The organism is Cupriavidus sp. SHE (genome assembly GCF_000812445.1).
In the GTDB taxonomy this organism is placed as follows: Bacteria; Pseudomonadota; Gammaproteobacteria; order Burkholderiales; family Burkholderiaceae; genus Cupriavidus; species Cupriavidus metallidurans.
In genome coordinates this window covers 64,074-81,325 of the sequence record NZ_JWMB01000039.1, presented here as the reverse complement: position 1 = coordinate 81,325, position 17,252 = coordinate 64,074, and the positions used below count along the sequence as shown (strand labels likewise).

Sequence of the window (17,252 nt, the reverse complement as noted above, 5' to 3'; positions counted from 1 at the left end):
CTGAATGGGCGGCCAACGTGATTCAGGCGGCGCAATCTCATGATGCGCGTCGCCAGTCGAGGCTGTCTGGTCGCGGACAGCCTTCTTCACATTTGGAGTTGAAAATGAAAGTTGTCGCTTTCGAGCGTAGCGTACAGGGAACGGGTGCGAGCCGCCGCCTGCGCAATTCGGGCAAGACCCCCGGCATCATCTACGGCGGCGCCGCCGAACCGAAGATGATCGAACTGGATCACAACGCGCTGTGGCACGCCCTGAAGAAGGAAGCCTTCCACTCGTCGATCCTGGATCTGGAAGTGGCTGGCAAGTCCGAGAAGGCCCTGCTGCGTGCATTCCAGATGCACCCGTTCAAGCCGCTGGTGCTGCACGTTGACTTCCAGCGCGTGTCGGCCTCCGAGAAGATCCACGTGAAGGTGCCGCTGCATTTCATGAACCAGGAAACCGCTCCTGGCGTGAAGCTGGGCCACGGTATCGTCAGCCACATCCTGAACGATCTGGAAGTGTCGTGCCTGCCGGCCGACCTGCCTGAGTTCATCGAAGTGGATCTGGCCGCAGCCGAGCTGAACCAGACCATCCACCTGTCGGACCTGAAGCTGCCGAAGGGCGTGACCGCCATCACCCATGGCGACGAAAACCCGGCCATCGCCAGCATCACGCTGCCGGCTGGCGCTCAGTCGTCGGAAGCTGCCGAAGGCGGCGAAGAAACGCCCGCTGCCTAAGCGTCTTCGCGCCAGATGCCATAGCGGTCTCGCAACCGCTGGCGCATCAAGAAAGACCGCCGGTTCGCCGGCGGTTTTTTTTCGCGCGGCTTTTTCGTACGCTTTTTCGCGTATCCTGTGTCGCGTTCCACGGTGCCCTCAGGCGTCCGATTTACCGCATTCCGTTCTCAACGCATGATCAAGCTCATCGTCGGCCTCGGCAATCCCGGGGCGGAGTACGAAGCCACCCGGCACAACGCCGGCTTCTGGCTTGTCGACCAACTCGCCCGCATGGGTGGCACAACCCTGCGCGTGGAAAGCCGCTTTCACGGCCTGGCCGGACGCGCCCGTCTGTGGGATCAGGATGTCTGGCTGCTCAAGCCTTCCACGTTCATGAACCGCTCTGGCCTGTCCGTGGTGTCGCTGGCGCGCTTTTACAAGATTCTGCCCGACGAGATCGTGGTCGCCCACGACGAAATGGATCTGCCCGCCGGCTCGGCCAAGCTCAAGCGCGGCGGTGGCTCGGGTGGCCACAATGGCCTCAAGGACATTTCGGCGCACCTGACTACCCAGGACTACTGGCGTCTGCGCATCGGCGTCGGCCATCCGCGCAACGCGCCGGGCGGCGCGGCCGGTGGCCGCGAAGACGTGGTCAACTTCGTGCTCAAGCCACCACGCAAGGAAGAGCAGCAAGCGATCGACGAAGCGATCGACCGCTGCATCGGCCCGCTGGGCACGCTTGCGCGCGGCGAGAGCGAGCGCGCGATGATGGAACTGCACACGGGCCGATAGCACGCGCCCCGACAGCCGGCTCCAAAGAAAAAACCCCGCAAACCTGACGGTTTCGCGGGGTTTCTCTTTTCTGCTCTTGCCTGCGGGGGCCGGAACGATAGCAGCCGGATAAAAGTCCGGCTTCAGGCCACGTGCTTGGCTGCCGTGAGCAGCCGATAGCGTTGCATCAGCACCTCGTGCGTTTCGACGTGGTTCGGGTCTTTCGGAATGCACGCCACAGGGCATACCTGCTGGCACTGCGGTTCGTCGAAATGGCCGACACACTCGGTGCACTTGTTGGGGTCGATCTCATAGATCTCGGGCCCCATCGAGATGGCTTCGTTCGGGCACTCAGGCTCACAAACGTCGCAATTGATGCAGTCGTCGGTGATCATCAGCGCCATGATATTTCCTTCCTGCGATCCGCCCGCGCCCGACTGGCCACGGAGACGGCATCGAAGGCCTCTATTCTATTCGGCTTTGCCGATCTTCTCCTGAAGCCAGCGCTCCACGGAGGGGAAGACGAACTTGCTGACGTCGCCACCCAGCACCGCGATTTCACGCACGAACGTGCCCGAAATGAACTGATACTGGTCCGAAGGGGTCAGGAACATCGTTTCGACGTCCGGCAGCAGGTAACGGTTCATGCCCGCCATCTGGAACTCGTACTCGAAGTCGGAGACGGCGCGCAGGCCGCGCACGATCACGCGCGCGTTGTTCTTGCGGACAAAGTCCTTGAGAAGTCCCGAAAAACCCTCCACACGCACATTCGGGTAGTGGCCAAGCACTTCACGCGCGATACCGATACGCTCCTCGAGCGAGAAGAACGGCCGCTTGTTGGGGCTATGCGCCACGCCGACCACGAGTTCGTCAAAGATATTCGACGCACGGCGGACGAGATCCTCGTGTCCCCGGGTCATGGGATCGAATGTACCGGGATAGACGGCGACGACCATGTTTCCTCCTTTGGGCTGCCCGTTGCCGGCCCACAAATCAGCGGGGCCGAGTCAATGTGATTCTTGCTGCGTGACGGGCGTTGAACAAACAACAGCGGCGTAGTGTAACCCCAAACGGGGCAATTGGAAGTCCATCAGACCGCATTTCTGCCGCGCCGCAGCAGGCCCGCAAACCCTTGTCTGGCATACCAAAGAGGTCGTACGACCCAGGTCAACCAGCGCCGTTGGCGAGGCGATGCTGCAGCAGATGGAAATGCACCGCCCCCGCGCGCGCCTGGCGAACGATCTCCAGGGACGCCGGTATCGGCGCATCCGGGCCGATCAGCGCTCGATCCGTTTCGACGTAGATGGCTCCCCCCGGACGTGACAGACGCGCCGCGTGTTCGAGCGCCGGCCCGAGCCAGTCTTCGGCAAAGGGCGGGTCCAGGAATACCACGTCGAAGCTGGCCGCCGGCATCTGCGCGGCTGCCGCGAAGGCGTCGCTGTGGATGATCTTCACCTGCGAGGCATCGAGCCGGTACTGGTTATCGCGGAGCTGGCGCACCACGTGCGGGTTGGCTTCGACCAGCGTCACGGCACTGGCCCCCCGGGACGCTGCCTCGAAGCCGAGCGCGCCCGAACCGGCGAACAGGTCGAGGCAGGTCAGGCCGGACAGGTCCTGGCCAAGCCAGTTGAACAACGTTTCGCGCACACGGTCAGGCGTCGGACGAAGCCCTTCGGCTTCGAGCACCGGCAGCAGCGATCGCTTCCAGCGCCCGCCGATGATGCGCACCTGGGTGGGGGACTTGCGGGGAACAGAAGTTCGCCCGCGCGGTGCGGGCGAAGGTCGGGATTGCGAATTCATGCCGTGATTGTAGAGCCTGCCACGCGCCGGCACAGCAAGGTCAGCCGCCGCCGCGGGTGGCCCGGCCCACACATGGGCGCCAAGCCACGCGAAATCACGTCCGACGCGTCACTTTTCCGGGCCGCCGACGATCACCGTCGCCATGGCGTCCGGATGCACATGCCGCTGGAATGCGGCGCGCACCTGTTCGCGCGTGACCTTGTTGATCTGGCTCGTCCACGTGTCCAGGTAGTCCAGCGGCAAGCCATACCAGCCGATATTGGCCACGTTGGTCAGCAGCTTGCGGTTGCTGTCGATGCGCAGTGGGAAACCATTGACCAGATTATCCTTGGCCGCGCGCAGTTCAGCATCCGTGGGCCCCTCCGCCACATACTTCGCGACGATCTCGCGCACCAGCGCCAGCGCCTCGTTGGTGTTTTCCTTCTTGGTCTGCAGCGAGACACTGAACGGCCCCGGCTGCTTGGACGGCGAGAAGTAGCTGTCCACGCCGTAGGTGAGTCCGCGCTTCTCCCGAACCTGATCGGTCAGGCGCGAGCTAAAGCCGCCGCCACCGAGCACGTAGTTGCCGACCAGCAACGGGAAGTAATCCGGATCGCCGCGCGCGATGGCCGGCTGCCCGAGCGCCACGCTGGCCTGCTGGGCCGGATGGGGAATCCGTTGCTCGCTGGCCGGGATCGTCATCTGCACGTCCGGCATCGTCGGCGGGGCCGCGCCGGCAGGCAAGCCACGCGTCAGTTCCTCGGCGATCTGTTCGGCCTGTTTGCGGTCGATCGCGCCGATCAACGTCACCACGGCGCGCTTCGCCGTGTAGTTGTCCTGCCAGAACTTGACCAGGTCGTCATGCGTGATCGACCCGACAGTTTCGGCTGTGGCCGATACGCCATATGGATGGCTCGGATAGATCGCCTTCGACAGCTTCTTGTCCGCGATTACGCCCGGCCGTGTGTCGCCCTCGCGGATGGCCGTGATCAGGCGCTGCTTTTCGCGTGCCACCACGGCGTCCGGATAGGTCGGCGCCTTGATTAGCTGGGCCGCCAGACGCAGTGACTGCTCACGTTCCGGCGAAGCGGTCAGCGTGCGCAAACCAATGCCGCCACGGTCGCCGCCCGCTGCGCCACCAAAATCGGCGCCGGTATCGGCAAAGGCATCCGCGATCTGCGCCTCATTGCGGGCCGGCTGGCCATCCTGCGCGCTGGCGCCCTTGTCGAGCAGCGCCGCGGTCAGCGTGGCAAGGCCGGCCTTGCCGGGCGGGTCATACCGGCTGCCGGCGTCGAAGTCGATATTGACGTCAAGCATCGGGATCGACGGGCTCGGCACGAAGAACACCTTCGCGCCCGTGGAGGCCGTCCAGCTTTCGATCGGAATGGCTGCGTGGGCAACAGCGCTGGCCAGCAGCGCCGCTGCCCCGAAGGCCGCGCCGGCAAGCCGGCGCAACAGGCGCGGAGACGCAATCGTCATAACAGACAAGGACATTGTTGCTCCTAGTGACGCAGGCCTTCGGGGACCGGGGTCTTGGGCTTGTTGGGGTCGATCGGCTGCGGCAGAAGCGTGGCCACGGTCAGGTTGTCGTCGCTGAAATACTTGGCGGCGACGGCCTGCACCTGGGCCGGCGTGACTTCCTTGATCTTGTCGAGCATGCGGTCGATCTGGCGCCAGGAGATTTCAGAGATTTCCGACACGCCGATTTCCATGCCCTGGCCGAACACCGAGTCGCGCTTGTAGATCTGGCCTGCCACGACCTGGGCCTTGACGCGCTTGAGCTCTTCCTCGGACACGCCGTTCTTGGCAATGCGCTGGATCTCCTCGCGCAGCGCGGCCTCGATCTCTTCCGTGGTGTGGCCGTTGGCGGGCGTGCCGTCCAGCACGAACAGAGAGTCCGCGCGGTTGATGCTGTCGTAGCCGACGTTCACGTCATCGGCCAGTCGCCGCTCGCGCACGAGTTCACGTGTCAGACGCGCATTGTCGTAGCCGTTCAGCACGGCGGACAGGACTTCCAGCGCGTACGGATCGACATCCTTTTCCACGTCGCGCAGGCGCGGCACCTTGTAGGCCATCACCATGTAGGGGTTCTCGGCGGGCGCCTTGACCCAGATGCGCTTGATGCCCTTCTGCGGCGCCTCGATCTGCGTCTTGCGCAGCGGCAGCGGATGCGGTTTCAGCTTGCCGTAGTAGCGTTCGGCCAGCGCGCGCACCTCAGCCGGATTGACGTCGCCGGTGACGATCACCATGGCGTTGTTGGGCACGTACCAGGTCTTGTACCAGTCGTGCACGTCCTCGACCCGCATGTTGACGAGGTCGTCCATCCAGCCGATGACCGGGTGCCGGTACGGCATCGCCGTGTAGACCGTGGCCAGCAACTGCTCGTAGACGGTGCCGCGGGGGGAGTCATCGGTGCGCAGGCGACGCTCCTCCATCACCACCTTCATCTCTCGCTCGAACTCTTCCTTCTTGAAGATGAGGTTGGCCATGCGGTCGGCCTCGAGCTCCATCATCTTCGGCAGGTATTGCTTGGAGATCTGCTGGTAGTAGAGCGTGAAGTCTCGGTTGGTCAGGGCGTTCTCGCGGCCGCCCAGCAGGGCGATCTGGCGCGAGAACTCACCCACCGGTACCTTCGGTGTGCCCTTGAACATCATGTGTTCGAGCATGTGGGCTACGCCAGTGGTGCCGCTGACCTCGTCGAATCCGCCCACGCGGTAGAAGATCATATGGGCCACCGTGGGCGCCCGATGGTCTTCCTTGACGATCACGCGCAAGCCATTGGACAGGCGGAATTCGGTCGTGCCGGCCTGGGCCTGGCCGACTGTCGCCGTGGGCTGTGTTGGTGGTGGCCCCTGTCGTGGCGAGGCTGACGTGGCGGCACTGGGCGCTTCGCCTGGGGTCTGGGACCACGCAGTGCCGGCCAGGGGGCCGATCAGGGAAGCAAGAATGAGAGAAGAAAGAATGCGCCGCGGAAATTTCGCGACACCCGCTCCGGACACGTCAGCGCAATGGTTCATGCGACCCCGTCTGCTAGAATTTTGCCGATTGATTCTACCGGGGTATTGACCCCTTTCCCAATGTTTAGTTTCTGGAAGAAGCGCAAGGCCGAACCGGCTCCCGAATCGGTCGAGCCGCCCGCGGCCGCCCCCACACCGGCGCCTGCTCCTGCGCCGGCCCCGCTTCCCGCCCCCACCCCGGCTGCGGCACCTGCGGTAACCCCTGTCGCCCCCCCTGTAGCGGTACCCGTTGCAACCCCGGTTTCGACCCCGGCTTCAACACCTGCGCCAGCTCCAACGCCCGCCCCGGCGCCCGTCCATGTGGCGCCACCCGTGGCGCCACCGGTCGTGCCGCCCGTGGCGTCGGCTCCGCCTCCGGCCAGCTACACGCCGCCGGTCATCGAGGAACTGGAGCTGACCCCGCCGCCCGCGCAAACCGCCGAAGCCAAGCGCGGCTGGATGTCGCGACTGCGTGCCGGCCTGTCGAAGACCAGCCGCAACATCGGCGTGCTGTTCGTCGGCGTCAAGGTCGACGAGGCGCTGTTCGAGGAACTGGAAACGGCGCTGCTGATGGCCGATGCCGGCGTGGAGGCCACCGAGTACCTGCTGGGCGAACTGCGCCGCCGCATCAAGAATGATCGTATCGAAACGGCCGAAGGCGTGAAGGCCGCGCTCAAGGATCTGCTGACGCAACTGCTCAAGCCGCTCGAGAAGACGATGGAACTGGGCCGCGAGCAGCCGCTGGTGATGATGATTGCCGGCGTCAACGGCGCGGGCAAGACCACCAGCATCGGTAAGCTTTGCAAGCATTTCCAGTCCTATCACCAGTCCGTGCTGCTGGCCGCCGGCGACACGTTCCGCGCCGCCGCGCGCGAACAACTCACGATCTGGGGCGAGCGCAACAACGTGACCGTGGTGGCCCAGGAAAGCGGCGACCCAGCCGCCGTGATCTTCGATGCCGTCAACGCGGCGCGCGCGCGCAAGATCGACATCGTGATGGCAGATACCGCTGGCCGCCTGCCCACGCAGCTTCACCTGATGGAGGAACTCAAGAAGGTCAAGCGCGTGATCGGCAAGTCGATGCCGACCGCACCGCATGAAGTGCTGCTCGTGATCGACGCCAATACCGGTCAGAACGCACTGGCCCAGACGCGCGCGTTCGATGACGCGCTCGGCCTGACCGGCCTGATCGTGACCAAGCTCGACGGCACGGCCAAGGGCGGCATCCTGGCCGCGATCGCGCGCCAGCGTCCGGTACCGGTGTACTTTATCGGCGTGGGCGAGAAGGTCGAGGACCTGCAGCCGTTCAAGGCGGACGAGTTCGCCGAGGCGCTGCTGGGCTGAGTCCGGCTGGCACGCAAAAACAAAAACCCCGGTGAGGACACCGGGGTTTTTGTTTCTGGCAACGCTACCGCTTACTCGCTGTCCGGCTGCGCCCCGGGCGCGGCCTTCTGGAACGCGTCCAGCTCCATGCAAGTGGCATGGATCTTCGCGATCGTCGGGAAGCGGCTCACATCGACATTGAAACGCTGCGCATTGAATACCTGCGGCACCAGGCAGCAGTCGATCAATGTCGGCGTATCGCCGAACGCAAAGCGACCCACACGCCCCAGTTGCGACAGATTGACTTCGAGCGAGGCAAACCCCTGTTCGATCCAGTGGCGGTACCACGCATCCTTGGCTTCCTCCGACACCTTGAGCTCGTGCTTGAGGTACTTGAGCACGCGCAGGTTGTTGAGCGGATGGATCTCGCAGGCGATTTCCTGAGCCAGGCCGCGCACGACGGCACGCTCGAACGGATCCTTCGGCAGCAGCGCAGGCTCCGGATGGGTTTCGTCGAGATACTCGATGATCGCCATCGACTGAATCAGCGGCCTGCCATCGACCACGAGCGTCGGCACCACGCCATCGGCATTCAGCGCGCGATACTCGGGCTTCAGCTGCATGCCGCCTTCCTTCAGCAGATGCACGCCCTTGTAGTCATAGGGCAAGCCCTTCAGGTTCAGCGCGATACGCACCCTGAACGACGCCGAGCTGCGGAAGTAGCTATGGAGTTCGAGCATCGCCTCACACCACCTTGACGGTCAGGTCGCCCACACCTTCGATGTGGCATTGCATGACGTCGCCCTTCACTACCGGCCCCACGCCTTCAGGCGTTCCGCTGTAGATCAGGTCGCCCGGCTGCAGTTCGAACAGCTTCGACAGATACGACACCATTTCAGGCACCGACCAGATCAGGTCCGACAGATCGCCACGCTGCTTCTCCACGCCGTTGACGGCGAGCGTCACGGCACCCTTTTCCGGGTGGCCGATGGCCGAGACCGGCACGATCGGGCCGATCGGCGCGGACTTGTCGAATGCCTTGCCGGTTTCCCAAGGGCGGCCGGTTTTCTTCGATTCGTTCTGCAGGTCGCGGCGCGTCATGTCGAGGCCGATGGCATAGCCGAAGACATGGCTGGCGGCCTGCTCGACCGGGATGTCCCGGCCGCCCTTGCCAATGGCGACAACCAGTTCCACCTCGTAGTGGCAATTGCCCGTGCCCGGCGGGTACGGGAAGGCGCCTTCGGTCTTGTCAGCCACGTAGCTGACCGCGTCGGACGGCTTGCAGAAGAAGAACGGCGGTTCGCGGTCGGGGTCCGAACCCATTTCACGGGCATGGGCGGCATAGTTCCGGCCCACGCAGTAGACCCGGCGCACGGGGAAACTTGCGCTGCCACCACGCACGGGAACACCGACGGGGGCTTGCGGCGCGAAGACGAATTCGGTCATCCAACTCTCCAGCTTTCTCTTTTTTGATGGAACGCCGCACCCGGTGTCGTGTCCGGTCGTGCCCAGTCGGGTGGGCCGCGGCAGGGGCAAAGGATACACCTTGAATACGGTGGCATACAGTGGAAGCAGACCCGGCGCGAATCTTGCATATTGCACCGCAACCAAGCGCCCTCCATGACCCGACGCCATCCGCCCCCTTCCGCCGTAGCACCGCCAGCCACCACGAGCCGGAGCCTGCGCATCCTGTTGGTTCGTGATCCGCATGAGGCCGATCCGCTCAACGTGGAGACGATCCGCGCCGGTCTGGCGCAGGCAGGCTTCACCGAGGTGCAAACCGTCGACGCGGACCTGCGCCTGCCGGACACCATTACGGCCAGCCAGCCGGACCTGGTCATCATTGCCTCCGAATCGGCCGCGCGCGACACCATCGAACATGTCTGCGTCTCCACCCAGCATGCGCCGCGCCCCATCGTGCTGTTCACGGATAACGACGACGCTCAGCGCATCAAGGCCGCCCTGTCGGCCGGCATCACCGCGTACATCGTCGACGGCCTGCGTGCGGAACGGGTGAAGACAGTCCTCGACGTGGCCTACGCCCGCTTCCAGCTGGACCAGCAGCTACGCGCCGAACTCGACGCCACCAAGCTCAAGCTGGCCGAGCGCAAGACGGTGGAGCGCGCCAAGGGCCTGCTGATGCAGGCACGCGGCATCAGCGAGGACGAAGCCTTCAAGCGGCTGCGCTCGATGGCTATGGAGCGCGGTATCCGGCTCGTGGATGCCGCACAGCGCGTGATCGATGTGATGGCCTGATCCCTCCGCGCTGGCGGGCGCGACACATGGACGCGACACACAGACGCGGTGCGCGGCACGCCGTTGGTGCGTTGCACAAGACTGGCGCGGCGCCATTCCCAGGCAGCGCATCCCGACAGTGAAACGGGCACCACCGGCCCCGCCATTTCCCCTCCGACACCCCAAAAAGCGCTGGCATAGCGCTTGCGTTACCCAAGGCACGGCCAACGACGGCCGCGCATCACCCGGAAGCACCTCACAACATGTGTGCCCGCGATCAACGTCGACCGCGAGGCATCGGACAACGGCGTCCTGAACCCCGCCCCGGACACTGGCCTTCCTGGCCAGGTGTCCGGGCCGGGGATCGGGACGCCTTTTCTCTTTCTGGAGCGTATCGCATGCCTTCTCGCCTCAAAGTCCTCAAGCCCCAGCGCGCCAACGACACCGCTGCCGCGGATGCCGCCCCCGCCTGCCACGGCCGCCGTCGCGCGCTGGCCACCATCGCCGGCGCCAGCGTGATGACGCTGGTCGATCCGCTGGTGCGCAGCGGTGCGTGGGCCGCCGGCTCCGATGCGCCGGAAAAGCCGGAGGTCAGGATCGGCTTCATTCCGCTGACCGATTGCGCATCGGTGGTGATGGCGTCGACGCTGGGCCTGGACAAGAAGTACGGCATCAAGATCACGCCGAGCAAGGAGGCTTCGTGGGCTGGCGTGCGCGACAAGCTGGTCAATGGCGAGCTGGACGCCGCGCACGTGCTGTACGGCCTGATCTACGGCGTGCAGCTCGGCATCGGCGGGCCGAAGAAAGACATGGCCGTGCTAATGAACCTGAACCACAACGGCCAGGCCATCACGCTGTCCTCGAAACTGGCGGAAAAAGGCGTCAAGGATGGCGCAAGCCTGAAGGCGCTGATGTCCAGGGAAAAGCGCGATTACGTGTTCGCGCAGACCTTCCCGACCGGCACCCATGCGATGTGGCTCTACTACTGGCTGGCCGCCAACGGCATCGATCCGATGCGCGATGCCAAGGCCATCACAGTGCCGCCGCCGCAGATGGTGGCCAACATGCGCGTGGGCAACATGGATGGCTTTTGCGTCGGTGAGCCTTGGGGCGCGCGCGCGATCGCCGACAAGATCGGCTTCACCGCCGAGACCACCCAGGCGATCTGGAAGGACCACCCGGAGAAGACGCTGGGCACCACGGCCGAGTTCGTGCAGAAGTACCCGAACACGGCGCGCGCGATGGTGGCCGCCGTGCTGGATGCATCGAAGTTCATCGACGCTTCCGCATCCAACCGCCGCAAAACCGCCGAGACGATCGCCGCCAAGTCCTACGTGAACACGGATATGGACATCATCCTGGACCGGATGCTGGGCCGCTACACCAACGGCCTGGGCAAGACCTGGGACGACCCCGATTCGATGAAGTTCTACCAGGACGGCCTGGCGAACTATCCGTTCCTTTCTGACGGCATGTGGTTCCTGACCCAGCACAAGCGCTGGGGGCTGCTGAAAGAGCATCCGGACTATCTGGCCGTGGCCAAGCAGGTAAATCGGATCGACGTCTACAAGCAGGCCGCTGCCGCCGCGCAGGTGCCGTTACCGAAGAGCGACTTCCGCACCGCCAGGCTGATCGACGGCGTGACGTGGGATGCGACGAAGGACCCGAAGGCCTACGCCGACGGATTCAAGATCAAGGCCTGACGCGCCGCACGGACCGGCCCGGTCGGTCCTGCCCCATCCAGCCCCATCCACACGAACAGGAGCTTGCCGTGAATGCTCTCGCCCAGTCATCGCCGGAAGGCGCCACGCCCATGAATCCGGAGGCCGTCGATCCGGACGCCAAGGAACAGTCGCGCCGCCGCGCGCAGGAGATCGCCGCACTGGAGCAACGCGCCGCGCGCCGCGACGCGTTTGCCGCGTTCGTACTCAAGTGCGTGCCGCCACTGATCGGCTTCGCGTTGTTCGTGCTGGTGTGGCACGGCATCGCCACGCTGATCCCGTCGATCCCGACACCTGGCGCCACCTGGAACGCCGCAGTGCCGCTATTCGCCGATCCGTTTTATCGCAACGGGCCGAACGACCAGGGCATCGGCTGGAACGTGCTGGCGTCACTGGCGCGCGTGGCGGCGGGCTTTGGCCTGGCCGCGGTCGTGGGCATTCCGGCCGGCTTCCTGCTGGGGCGCTTCGCGTTCCTGAACGCGATGGCGTCGCCCGTCATCAGCCTGCTGCGTCCGGTGTCCCCGCTGGCCTGGCTGCCGATTGGCCTGCTGCTGTTCAAGGCCGCCAACCCCGCCGCGATCTGGGCAATCTTCATCTGCTCGATCTGGCCCATGGTCATCAATACTGCTGTGGGCGTGACCCGCGTGCCGCAGGACTACCTGAACGTGGCACGCGTGCTCGACCTGTCGGAGTGGAAGATCTTCCGGCACGTGCTGTTTCCGGCCGTGCTGCCGTACATGCTGACCGGCGTGCGGCTGTCGATCGGCACGGCGTGGCTCGTGATCGTCGCCGCGGAAATGCTCACGGGCGGCACCGGCATCGGCTTCTGGCTCTGGGACGAGTGGAACAACCTCAAGGTCGAGCACATCGTGATCGCGATCTTCATCATCGGCGTGGTGGGCCTGGTGCTCGAGCACCTGCTGCTGGCCCTCGCCCGCCGCTTCAGCTACGGCAACACCTGATCCGGAGACGACCATCATGGAAAAGTTCGTCAGCATCGAAAACGTCGGGCAGACCTTCAAGACGCGCAAGGGGCCGTTCGTGGCGCTGCGCGATATCGACCTGTCGATCGCGGAAGGCGAGTTCGTGACACTGATCGGGCATTCGGGCTGCGGCAAGTCAACGCTGCTGAACCTGATCGCAGGACTGACCGCGCCGACGGCCGGCGCTCTGATCTGCGCGGGACGCGAGATCGCCGGCCCCGGCCCGGAGCGGGCCGTGGTGTTCCAGAACCACTCGCTGCTGCCCTGGATGACGTGCTTCGAGAACGTCCATCTGGGCGTAGAGCGTGTGTTCGGCCGAAGCGAGACGCCGGCGCAACTCAAGGCGCGCACGCACGACACGCTGGCCCTGGTGGGCCTGACCCACGCGGAAAGCAAATATCCGCACGAGATCTCGGGGGGCATGAAGCAGCGAGTGGGCATCGCCCGGGCGCTGGCGATGCAGCCGAAGGTGCTGCTGATGGACGAGCCATTCGGCGCGCTCGACGCGCTGACGCGTGCCCATCTGCAGGACGCGTTGCTGAAGATCGTTGCGCGCACCAGGAGCACCGTGGTCATGGTCACGCACGACGTGGACGAGGCCGTGCTGCTGGCGGATCGCATCGTCATGATGACCAACGGGCCCGCGGCGACCATCGGCGAGATCCTGCGTGTCGATATCCCGCGCCCGCGTGACCGCGTGACGCTGGCCGACGACAAGACATTCCACGCGTGCCGCACTGCCGTGCTCGACTTCCTGTATCGCAAGCAGCGCAATCCGGCGCTGGAGGAAGCCGCCTGACGCGTGCCCGGCGCGTGCCCGGCGCGGGGATCATGATTGACTCACGGCATTGGGATAAGCGGCGAGCCTCCGCTATCATGAACCCCAACCCCACGATCCCCGCAGCATCATGACCTCTGCATCCCGCGCGCCATTCCCGGCGGCCAAGTACATCAAGGAAATCGGACGAGGCGTCAATGGCGCGCGCGCGCTGCCGCGTGAAGACGCCCAGGCGCTGTTCGATGCCATGCTCGCCGGTCGTGTGTCCGATCTAGAGCTTGGCGCCGTGTTGCTGGCCTATCGCATCAAGGGCGAAGCACCGCACGAATTGGCCGGCATGCTGGATGCCGCGCACGATCACTGCGCGCCACTGGCCGCACCGGCCGACAAACCCGTGGTGGTGATTCCGAGCTACAACGGCGCACGCAAGCAACCGAACCTGGTGCCGCTGCTGGCGATGCTGCTGGCGCGCGATGGCGTGCCGACGCTGGTCCACGGCATTCGCGAGTTTCCGGGCCGCGTCACCAGCATGGCGCTGTTCGAGGCACTGGGCCTGCCGCTATGCGCCACCGCGCAGTCCGCGGAGGCGCAGCTTGGCGCGGCATCGAATCCGCTGGCCGCGCTGCCGATCGACGTGCTGTCGCCCGCGCTGTCGCAACTGCTCGACAAACGCGCGATCATCGGCCTGCGCAATTCGGCGCATACGGTCGTCAAGATGCTGCAACCGGTGGGCGGACACTCCCCTGCCGAGGCATTGCGGCTCTACAGCTACACCCACCCCGAGTATCGGGAAACGCTGACCGAGTATTTCTCGCACGAACCCGCCAACGTGATGCTGGCCCGGGGTACCGAGGGGGAAGTCGTGGCCGACGCGCGCCGCAGCAGCCGTATCGACTGGCTGCACGACGGCCATCAGCGCACGATGGTCGATCCGGTCGGCGGTTCGGTCGCAGATGTGCCCGAACTGCCGCAGGGCACGGACATCGCCGAGACGGCCGCGTGGATTCGCAAGGTGCTGGATGGCGCGGAACCGGTGCCCGCGCCCGTTGCCACCCAGGTGGCGGCGATCAAGGAGTGCCTGACGCAGGCCACGCGGGTGACCTGGGCCAGCCCGCTGTAACACCTCCCGCTACAGGATGCAGGAGGGCCCGCCAGCGCGATCAGGGCCGGCGCGGCGGCAGCGGAATGCGCTCCGTCTCGCCCGGGACGTGCGGAAACTGGTCGTCCTGCCAGCGCTGGGCGGCCTCTTCGATCGCTTCCTTGCTGCTCGCCACGAAATTCCAGTAGATGAAACGCCGTCCGTCCGTGGGATCGCCACCAAGCAGCATCACGCGCGAGGGCATCGTCGCCTTGATCGTCACGGGCTCGCCAGGTACCAGCACCACCAGATGCTCGGCCGGCAGCGTCTCGCCATCGACCTCCAGGTTGCCGTCGACCGGATAAATGCCACGCTGGACGTGTTCGGCGGGGATCACAAGGCTTGCGCCAGCATCCATCTCGATCGCCACATAGAGCGTGCGGCTGTAGACCTTGACCGGCGACTCGGCGCCGAAGGCATCGCCCGCGATAACGGTCATCCGCACGCCGGGCAGTTCGATCTTGGGCAGCGTAGCGCCCGGATGGTGGTGGAACGAAGGCGGATCATTCTCATGCGCCTTAGGCAAGGCTACCCAGGTCTGGATGCCGTGCAGGTGCGGTCCGGCCGAGCGCGCGCCGTCCGGCGAGCGCTCCGAGTGCGTGATGCCACGCCCGGCAGTCATCCAGTTCACGTCGCCAGGTCGAATCACCTGCTCGCTGCCCAGGCTGTCGCGATGCATGATCTCGCCTTCGAACAGATACGTGACTGTCGCCAGTCCAATATGAGGATGCGGACGCACATCCATGCCCGCGCCGGGCTCCATCTCCACCGGCCCCATGTGATCAAAGAAGATGAATGGCCCGACCGTTTGCGTCGTAGCGGCGGGCAGCAATCGGCGGACGGTGAACTCGCCGATGTCTCGCACATGAGGCTTCAGCAAGTGTTCGATAGCAGACATGTGGGGCTCCTGGGGGATGCGTCTGAAAAACGACTTCAGTGTAGCGAATCCTGCAATACACCATCCCGAAATCGCTGCGAAACCGAATCGGGGCTGCCCCCTCTAATAACAGTGCGCCGAGAGCGCTGCCCGCCAGGCCTTGTCAGGCTTGGGCTGGGCCACTATAAGGCGACATCAGGCTATCCATAAGATTTTTCCGATTGCCTGGAACTATCAACCCTATAGACCTTCTAACTTAGCACTCGTCCGGTTCGAGTGCTAATATGCGTTGCAATGCGGTGTCCCTTCGGGACACACCGGCAACCCACCGCCGGATGCGAAAGGAGTCATAGTGAACGCAGTCCTGTCTGCCGATCAAACCCAAGTTACCCGCCGTCTGCCCACGGCGCCCCAGAATGCCGCCGCGAATGCCTTCGCACTGACCTTCCCCGGCACACTGGGCAATCTGGACAGCTACATTCAGGCTGTCCACCGCATCCCGATGCTCACCCCCGAGGAAGAGCTCAGCCTGGCTCGCGACCTGCGCGACAACGACTCAGTCGATGCCGCCCGCCGCATGGTGATGTCGCACCTGCGTCTGGTGGTCTCCATTGCCCGGCAGTACCTGGGATACGGCTTGCCTCACGCCGACCTGATCCAGGAAGGCAACATCGGGCTGATGAAGGCCGTCAAGCGCTTCGACCCCGAACAGGGCGTGCGCCTTGTGTCGTACGCGATGCACTGGATCAAGGCCGAGATCCACGAATACGTGTTGAAGAACTGGCGCATGGTCAAGGTGGCCACCACCAAGGCCCAGCGCAAGCTGTTCTTCAACCTGCGCAGCCACAAGCAGGGCTCGCATACCTTCACGCCCGAGCAGATCGAAGCCGTTGCGCGCGAGCTCAACGTCAAGCCCGAGGAAGTGATGGAGATGGAAACCCGCATGTCGGGCGGCGATATGGCGCTGGAAGGCCAGATCGAGGATGGCGAGGAAGAATTCGCGCCGATCGCCTACCTTGCGGATAACCACAACGAGCCGACGCAGGTGCTGGAAGCCAAGCGCCACGACCGTCTGCAGGTCGAAGGCCTGGAAGAGGCGCTGACGAAGCTGGACCCGCGCAGCCGCCGCATCATCGAGGCGCGCTGGCTCGACGTCAACGACGATGGCTCGGGCGGCGCCACGCTGCACGAACTGGCCGACGAGTTCGGTGTATCCGCCGAGCGGATTCGCCAGATCGAATCGGCGGCAATGAAGAAGATGAAGGGCGCGCTGGCGGCATTCGCCTGAGGCCACGCACCCCGCAATGAGAAAGGCCGGTCATTCGACCGGCCTTTTCTTATTTACGACATCAACTGCTTGAGGTCATGCGCGATCGGCTCCGGCCCCTGGCCGTGGCGGATGAACAGCCGCAACTGGCCGTTCTGGTCAAACACGTAGCTGCCGGCCGAGTGGTCCATCGTGTAGTTGTCCGGCGACGAACCCGGCACCTTGGCGTAGTAGACCTTGAAGTCCTTGGTCACCTTCTTGAGCGCGGCCTCGTCGGCCGGGCGCAGGCCCAGGAAGCGCGAGTCGAAGGCCGGCACATACTGGGCCATCAGCGCCGCCGTATCGCGTTCCGGATCGACGGTGACGAACAACACCTGCACCTTGTCCGCATCCGGCCCCATCTGCTCCATCACCTGCTTGAGCTCCACCATCGTGGTCGGGCACACGTCCGGGCAATGGGTGTAGCCGAAGAACATCAGCACCACCTTGCCCTTGAAATCGGCCAGCGTGCGGGTCTTGCCGGTGGGGTCCAGCAGCGCGAAGTCCTTGCCGAATTCGGTGGCGCCCGAGATATCGACGTTGCGGAAAGACGGCTTTGGCTGCCCGCAGGCGGCCAGCAGGGCCGTGCAGAGCGCGAGCAGGCAAAAGCGGCGGAATGCGGCCCAGAGGCCTTGGGAAGAGGTCGACAT

Annotated in this window: 18 protein-coding genes; 9 read left to right on the top strand and 9 right to left on the bottom strand. The window is 64.8% G+C overall.

Annotated elements, in window-relative coordinates:
• Positions 1–104: 104 nt before the first annotated feature.
• Both RN01_RS19645 and pth read left to right on the top strand, forming a co-directional pair.
• Positions 105–716 (top strand): 50S ribosomal protein L25/general stress protein Ctc, encoded by a 612-nt coding sequence (locus tag RN01_RS19645; RefSeq protein ID WP_017511015.1) that lies wholly within the window; start codon positions 105–107, stop codon positions 714–716.
• Between the two features lie 174 nt (positions 717–890).
• Positions 891–1,487: an aminoacyl-tRNA hydrolase gene (pth, locus tag RN01_RS19640; RefSeq protein WP_011515176.1), complete on the top strand. Its 597-nt coding sequence runs from the start codon at positions 891–893 to the stop codon at positions 1,485–1,487.
• A 122-nt stretch (positions 1,488–1,609) separates the two neighbouring features.
• Here pth and RN01_RS19635 read toward each other — a convergent pair whose 3' ends face one another.
• The 5 genes from RN01_RS19635 to RN01_RS19615 form a co-directional block, all read right to left on the bottom strand.
• A complete protein-coding gene (locus tag RN01_RS19635; RefSeq protein ID WP_017511014.1) occupies positions 1,610–1,870 on the bottom strand; it encodes a YfhL family 4Fe-4S dicluster ferredoxin in 261 nt (86 codons plus the stop codon).
• 66 nt (positions 1,871–1,936) lie between these two features.
• The gene (gene coaD / locus RN01_RS19630) at positions 1,937–2,422 is read right to left on the bottom strand and encodes a pantetheine-phosphate adenylyltransferase (protein WP_011515175.1); all 486 of its coding nucleotides are present in this window, start codon (positions 2,420–2,422) and stop codon (positions 1,937–1,939) included.
• Positions 2,423–2,633: 211 nt separating this feature from the next.
• Positions 2,634–3,266: a 16S rRNA (guanine(966)-N(2))-methyltransferase RsmD gene (gene rsmD, locus RN01_RS19625; protein ID WP_024569512.1), complete on the bottom strand. Its 633-nt coding sequence runs from the start codon at positions 3,264–3,266 to the stop codon at positions 2,634–2,636.
• A gap of 108 nt (positions 3,267–3,374) precedes the next feature.
• The gene (locus RN01_RS19620; RefSeq protein ID WP_024569513.1) at positions 3,375–4,739 is read right to left on the bottom strand and encodes a pitrilysin family protein; all 1,365 of its coding nucleotides are present in this window, start codon (positions 4,737–4,739) and stop codon (positions 3,375–3,377) included.
• Between the two features lie 8 nt (positions 4,740–4,747).
• Positions 4,748–6,262 carry a pitrilysin family protein gene (locus RN01_RS19615; RefSeq protein WP_024569514.1) on the bottom strand — a complete coding sequence of 505 codons (1,515 nt, stop codon included), beginning with the start codon at positions 6,260–6,262 and terminating at the stop codon, positions 4,748–4,750.
• A 60-nt stretch (positions 6,263–6,322) separates the two neighbouring features.
• On the opposite strand from RN01_RS19615, the gene ftsY reads away from it, so the two are divergent.
• Positions 6,323–7,585, top strand: a complete 1,263-nt coding sequence (ftsY, locus tag RN01_RS19610; RefSeq protein ID WP_024569515.1) for a signal recognition particle-docking protein FtsY — start codon at positions 6,323–6,325, stop codon at positions 7,583–7,585.
• Between the two features lie 71 nt (positions 7,586–7,656).
• Here ftsY and maiA read toward each other — a convergent pair whose 3' ends face one another.
• Positions 7,657–8,304, bottom strand: a complete 648-nt coding sequence (gene maiA, locus RN01_RS19605) for a maleylacetoacetate isomerase (RefSeq protein ID WP_011515169.1) — start codon at positions 8,302–8,304, stop codon at positions 7,657–7,659.
• Between the two features lie 4 nt (positions 8,305–8,308).
• Entirely contained in the window at positions 8,309–9,010 is a 702-nt protein-coding gene (locus RN01_RS19600; RefSeq protein ID WP_017514460.1) for a fumarylacetoacetate hydrolase family protein, read from the bottom strand.
• A gap of 174 nt (positions 9,011–9,184) precedes the next feature.
• On the opposite strand from RN01_RS19600, the gene RN01_RS19595 reads away from it, so the two are divergent.
• The 5 genes from RN01_RS19595 (at position 9,185) to ybiB (ending at position 14,401) form a co-directional block, all read left to right on the top strand.
• Positions 9,185–9,820 (top strand): ANTAR domain-containing response regulator, encoded by a 636-nt coding sequence (locus RN01_RS19595; protein ID WP_024569516.1) that lies wholly within the window; start codon positions 9,185–9,187, stop codon positions 9,818–9,820.
• A gap of 377 nt (positions 9,821–10,197) precedes the next feature.
• The gene (locus RN01_RS19590; RefSeq protein WP_017514458.1) at positions 10,198–11,502 is read left to right on the top strand and encodes a CmpA/NrtA family ABC transporter substrate-binding protein; all 1,305 of its coding nucleotides are present in this window, start codon (positions 10,198–10,200) and stop codon (positions 11,500–11,502) included.
• A 110-nt stretch (positions 11,503–11,612) separates the two neighbouring features.
• Positions 11,613–12,482 (top strand): nitrate ABC transporter permease, encoded by an 870-nt coding sequence (ntrB, locus tag RN01_RS19585; RefSeq protein WP_051385285.1) that lies wholly within the window; start codon positions 11,613–11,615, stop codon positions 12,480–12,482.
• Positions 12,483–12,498: 16 nt separating this feature from the next.
• Complete coding sequence (locus RN01_RS19580; RefSeq protein ID WP_017516012.1) at positions 12,499–13,302, top strand: ABC transporter ATP-binding protein; 804 nt, start codon at positions 12,499–12,501, stop codon at positions 13,300–13,302.
• A 109-nt stretch (positions 13,303–13,411) separates the two neighbouring features.
• Positions 13,412–14,401, top strand: a complete 990-nt coding sequence (gene ybiB, locus RN01_RS19575) for a DNA-binding protein YbiB (RefSeq protein ID WP_024569519.1) — start codon at positions 13,412–13,414, stop codon at positions 14,399–14,401.
• A 40-nt stretch (positions 14,402–14,441) separates the two neighbouring features.
• Here ybiB and RN01_RS19570 read toward each other — a convergent pair whose 3' ends face one another.
• Entirely contained in the window at positions 14,442–15,317 is an 876-nt protein-coding gene (locus RN01_RS19570; protein ID WP_017511740.1) for a pirin family protein, read from the bottom strand.
• 331 nt (positions 15,318–15,648) lie between these two features.
• Between RN01_RS19570 and rpoH the strand changes: the two genes are divergently transcribed.
• Positions 15,649–16,584, top strand: a complete 936-nt coding sequence (gene rpoH / locus RN01_RS19565; RefSeq protein WP_008642691.1) for an RNA polymerase sigma factor RpoH — start codon at positions 15,649–15,651, stop codon at positions 16,582–16,584.
• 53 nt (positions 16,585–16,637) lie between these two features.
• On the opposite strand, the gene RN01_RS19560 is transcribed toward rpoH, so the two are convergent.
• Entirely contained in the window at positions 16,638–17,252 is a 615-nt protein-coding gene (locus RN01_RS19560) for an SCO family protein (protein WP_017511741.1), read from the bottom strand.

What these genes read in the sequence shown, in the direction of transcription:
- RN01_RS19645 (WP_017511015.1), top strand. Translation starts at nt 105, where the DNA reads ATGAAAGTTGTCGCTTTCGAGCGTAGCGTACAGGGAACGGGTGCGAGC.
- pth (WP_011515176.1), top strand. Translation starts at nt 891, where the DNA reads ATGATCAAGCTCATCGTCGGCCTCGGCAATCCCGGGGCGGAGTACGAA.
- RN01_RS19635 (WP_017511014.1), bottom strand. Translation starts at nt 1,870, where the DNA reads ATGGCGCTGATGATCACCGACGACTGCATCAATTGCGACGTTTGTGAG.
- coaD (WP_011515175.1), bottom strand. Translation starts at nt 2,422, where the DNA reads ATGGTCGTCGCCGTCTATCCCGGTACATTCGATCCCATGACCCGGGGA.
- rsmD (WP_024569512.1), bottom strand. Translation starts at nt 3,266, where the DNA reads ATGAATTCGCAATCCCGACCTTCGCCCGCACCGCGCGGGCGAACTTCT.
- RN01_RS19620 (WP_024569513.1), bottom strand. Translation starts at nt 4,739, where the DNA reads ATGTCCTTGTCTGTTATGACGATTGCGTCTCCGCGCCTGTTGCGCCGG.
- RN01_RS19615 (WP_024569514.1), bottom strand. Translation starts at nt 6,262, where the DNA reads ATGAACCATTGCGCTGACGTGTCCGGAGCGGGTGTCGCGAAATTTCCG.
- ftsY (WP_024569515.1), top strand. Translation starts at nt 6,323, where the DNA reads ATGTTTAGTTTCTGGAAGAAGCGCAAGGCCGAACCGGCTCCCGAATCG.
- maiA (WP_011515169.1), bottom strand. Translation starts at nt 8,304, where the DNA reads ATGCTCGAACTCCATAGCTACTTCCGCAGCTCGGCGTCGTTCAGGGTG.
- RN01_RS19600 (WP_017514460.1), bottom strand. Translation starts at nt 9,010, where the DNA reads ATGACCGAATTCGTCTTCGCGCCGCAAGCCCCCGTCGGTGTTCCCGTG.
- RN01_RS19595 (WP_024569516.1), top strand. Translation starts at nt 9,185, where the DNA reads ATGACCCGACGCCATCCGCCCCCTTCCGCCGTAGCACCGCCAGCCACC.
- RN01_RS19590 (WP_017514458.1), top strand. Translation starts at nt 10,198, where the DNA reads ATGCCTTCTCGCCTCAAAGTCCTCAAGCCCCAGCGCGCCAACGACACC.
- ntrB (WP_051385285.1), top strand. Translation starts at nt 11,613, where the DNA reads ATGAATCCGGAGGCCGTCGATCCGGACGCCAAGGAACAGTCGCGCCGC.
- RN01_RS19580 (WP_017516012.1), top strand. Translation starts at nt 12,499, where the DNA reads ATGGAAAAGTTCGTCAGCATCGAAAACGTCGGGCAGACCTTCAAGACG.
- ybiB (WP_024569519.1), top strand. Translation starts at nt 13,412, where the DNA reads ATGACCTCTGCATCCCGCGCGCCATTCCCGGCGGCCAAGTACATCAAG.
- RN01_RS19570 (WP_017511740.1), bottom strand. Translation starts at nt 15,317, where the DNA reads ATGTCTGCTATCGAACACTTGCTGAAGCCTCATGTGCGAGACATCGGC.
- RN01_RS19560 (WP_017511741.1), bottom strand. Translation starts at nt 17,252, where the DNA reads ATGTCGACCTCTTCCCAAGGCCTCTGGGCCGCATTCCGCCGCTTTTGC.